Below are 3,193 nucleotides of genomic sequence, written 5' to 3'. Positions count from 1 at the left end.
TATATTACGACGCGAGCGCGGGTATCAGCGGCGATATGAATTTAGGCGCGCTGGTAAAGCTCGGCGTGGATTTTGGTTATCTTTGCACCGAGCTTGAGAAGTTAAATTTAGCCGGCGAATTTAAGCTAGAGCGCAAAAACGTGCTAAAAAACGGCATCGCCGCGACCAAAATCGACGTCGTGCCGCTAAAATCGCAGCCCCACGCCAGAAGCTACGCGGATATCAGACAAATTTTAGAGAGTTCAAATTTAAGCCGGAGCTGCAAACAAAGAGCGGGCGCGATATTTCGCACGATTGCGCAGGCCGAGGCCAAAGTCCACGGCACAGAGGTAGATCGGGTGCATTTTCACGAAATCGGCGCGATCGATAGCATCGCCGACGTCGCTGGCGCGGCGATCTGCCTCGAGTATCTTTTTGAAAAGCTCGGCGTCTCGCGCGTCGTAAGCTCTAAAATCGAGCTTGGCGGCGGCGTAGCGATCTGCGATCACGGCGCGCTTAGCGTGCCTGCGCCCGCCGTTTGCGAAATTTTAAAAGGCGTGCCCGTAAACCTAGGACGCGCAAATTTCGAGATGACTACGCCCACGGGAGCGGCGATTTTAAGGGCCTGCGCGGACGAGTTTGCGGACGGCGCGAGCTTTAGGATCGAAAAAATCGGCTACGGCGCGGGCGGCAAGGACGCAGCGGACTTTGCAAACGTGCTTCGAGTGATGCTTTGCGAAACCGATGAGGAGCTAGGCGGCGAAGGGGGCGAGCGAAATTTAGGCGCGCACCCTGGCTACGGCGAGGTTTGCGAGCAGATTTTAATCTCCACTAATATCGACGATATGGACGCCGAGAGCTTCGCGCTTGCGTGCGAAATTTTGCGAGATAGCGGCGCGCTGGACGTGTTTAGCCGCTCTATTTTTATGAAAAAGGGGCGCATGGGTTTTGAGCTAAACGCGCTGTGCCGCAAGCAGGACGCGCAAAATTTAAAGGATCTAATTTTTACGCACACGACGGCGATCGGCGTTCGCGAGATAGAGGTTGCTAAAACCGAGCTAAAGCGCGACTTTGCGCGGGTGCAGACGAAATTCGGCGAGATAGGGCTTAAGATTTCTGGCACCTGCCAAACGCAAAAAATAAAGCCCGAATTTGAAGACTGCAAGGCCGCGGCGCTCGCGCACGGCACGACGATCGAGCGGGTGCGAAAAGAGGCGCTAAAAATCTATGACGAAACTAGAAAAACTAAAGGCTGATCTGCGCGGGCTGGGCGAACTCGCGGTCGCATTTAGCGGCGGTGCGGACAGCTCGCTGCTGCTGCGCGCGGCGCACGATGCGCTGGGTGAGCGCGCGATCGGCATAACGATCAGATCGCCCTACATGTCCCCGCGCGAGATCGCCGAAGCCGTGGAATTTGCCCGCGCTTACGGCATTAGGCACGAAATTTTAGAACTCGGCGTCACGGAGGAGATCAAAGACAACCCAGAAAACCGCTGCTATCTGTGCAAAAAGGCGGTGTTTTCGCGCCTGATCGAGCGCGCCCGTGAGCTTGGCTTTAGCCGCGTCGCAGATGGCACGAACCGCGATGATCTGGGCGAATATCGCCCCGGGCTTAAGGCAAAAGAGGAGCTAGGCGTGCTCTCGCCGCTGATAAATTTAACCAAATCAGAAATCCGCGAGCTATCGCGCGAGTTAAATTTGCCCACCGCCGAAAAACCGAGCTATGCGTGCTTGCTAACGCGCCTGCCGCATGGGCGCGAAATCGATGAGAGCGAGCTAAATTTGATCGAAGCTGCGGAAAATCTACTCATCGAAAGCGGTTACGCAAACGTCCGCGCGCGGTGCGACCGCAAAAATATAAAGCTGCAAATGCCCTTTTCTAGCATGCGGGACTTCCTAAACGACGCTAAATTTAAAAGCGTCGTTAGGCAGCTAGTGACGCTTGGCGCAGCGGAGGTGACGCTCGATCTAAAGGGGCTTAGAGAGGATGTTTTGTATGAGGGAGGATGAAATTTTGGAGCTTTTCGCGGGAGTAAAAAGCGGCCGCGTGAGCGAGCAAGAGGCGCTAAAATACCTAAAAAACTACCCCTACGAGGACGTGGGCTGCGCCAAGATCGACACTCAGCGCGCCCTGCGAAACGGCGCGGGCGAGGTGATCTACGGCGAGGGCAAGACGGACGATGAAATTTTACGTATCGCTAGTGCGATCGGCGCGAGAGGGCAAAATATCCTGATCACGCGCACGAACGAGCAGGTTTTCGAGCGGGTGCGCGAGACGCTGCCGCAGGCGGAGTTTAACGCTCGCGGCCGCGTCATCAGCGTCAAATTTAAAGAGCCCGCGCTCACGCAAAGCTACATCGCGATAGTCTCTGCAGGCACCGCCGACGGCGCGGTCGTGGAGGAGGCATACGAGACGGCGAGGTTTCTAGGCAACGACGTGCGCAAATTTAGCGATGCGGGCGTAGCGGGGCTGCATAGGTTGATCGCAAATTTAGACAAAATACGCGGCGCAAAGGTCGCCATCGCGGTGGCGGGCATGGAGGGCGCGCTAGCTAGCGTACTGGCGGGCCTCGTGAGCGTGCCGGTGATCGCGGTACCCACCAGCGTGGGATACGGCGCGAGCTTTGGCGGACTGGCGGCGCTGCTAGCGATGCTAAACAGCTGCGCAAACGGCGTCAGCGTCGTAAATATCGACAACGGCTTTGGCGCTGCATATAACGCGAGCCTGATAAATCATCTCTAAAATTTTAGAAAAAATTTGTAAGGGGTAAAATTGAGAGAGGATACGAAAAAAGCAGTACTTCCGCCTACGGACGCATCTAGAAGTGAGTATTGTTGGGATGCTAGAATGAACTGGGTGATGATGGGTATTGCTATTTTAGCATTTGAAATTTTTATCGCAATTTACGTCAAAAGCGGCTTCATACGCTACTATCTAGGCGATGTGCTAGCCGCAGCGATGCTTTATGCATTTGGGCGAGCCGCGTTCAGACTACCGCCTAAAATTTTAGCGCTCGCGGTCTTTGCTCTCTCGCTAGTTATCGAAATCGCACAATATTTTAAAGTGCTTGAAATTTTAGGCGTCCAAAATTCTATATTGCGGATAATTTTTGGTGGAACATTCGATTGGACGGACATCATCTGCTACGCGATAGGCTGTGTTTTAGCTTACGTATCTGAAAGTATCATTTATGATAAGGCGCGACTATGGAGG

4 protein-coding genes are annotated in these 3,193 nt (G+C 54.2%); all 4 read left to right on the top strand.

Features of this window, described 5'->3' with window-relative positions:
• Positions 1-1,235, top strand: a 1,235-nt coding sequence (gene larC, locus Q0140_RS11360; protein ID WP_297964671.1) for a nickel pincer cofactor biosynthesis protein LarC, incomplete at its 5' end; no start/stop codon positions are given.
• Positions 1,207-1,989, top strand: coding sequence for an ATP-dependent sacrificial sulfur transferase LarE (gene larE, locus Q0140_RS11355; RefSeq protein ID WP_297964669.1), 783 nt, complete (start codon positions 1,207-1,209; stop codon positions 1,987-1,989). The genes larC and larE, both read left to right, overlap by 29 nt.
• Entirely contained in the window at positions 1,976-2,722 is a 747-nt protein-coding gene (larB, locus tag Q0140_RS11350; RefSeq protein ID WP_297964673.1) for a nickel pincer cofactor biosynthesis protein LarB, read from the top strand. The genes larE and larB overlap by 14 nt, the downstream gene beginning before the upstream one ends.
• A gap of 30 nt (positions 2,723-2,752) precedes the next feature.
• Positions 2,753-3,193 (top strand): DUF2809 domain-containing protein (locus tag Q0140_RS11345; protein ID WP_297964667.1); only part of this gene is annotated, 441 nt, incomplete at its 3' end.

Source organism: uncultured Campylobacter sp. (assembly GCF_938045405.1).
Lineage (GTDB): Bacteria > Campylobacterota > Campylobacteria > Campylobacterales > Campylobacteraceae > Campylobacter_B.
This window is presented reverse-complemented; position numbering and strand designations above follow the sequence as displayed.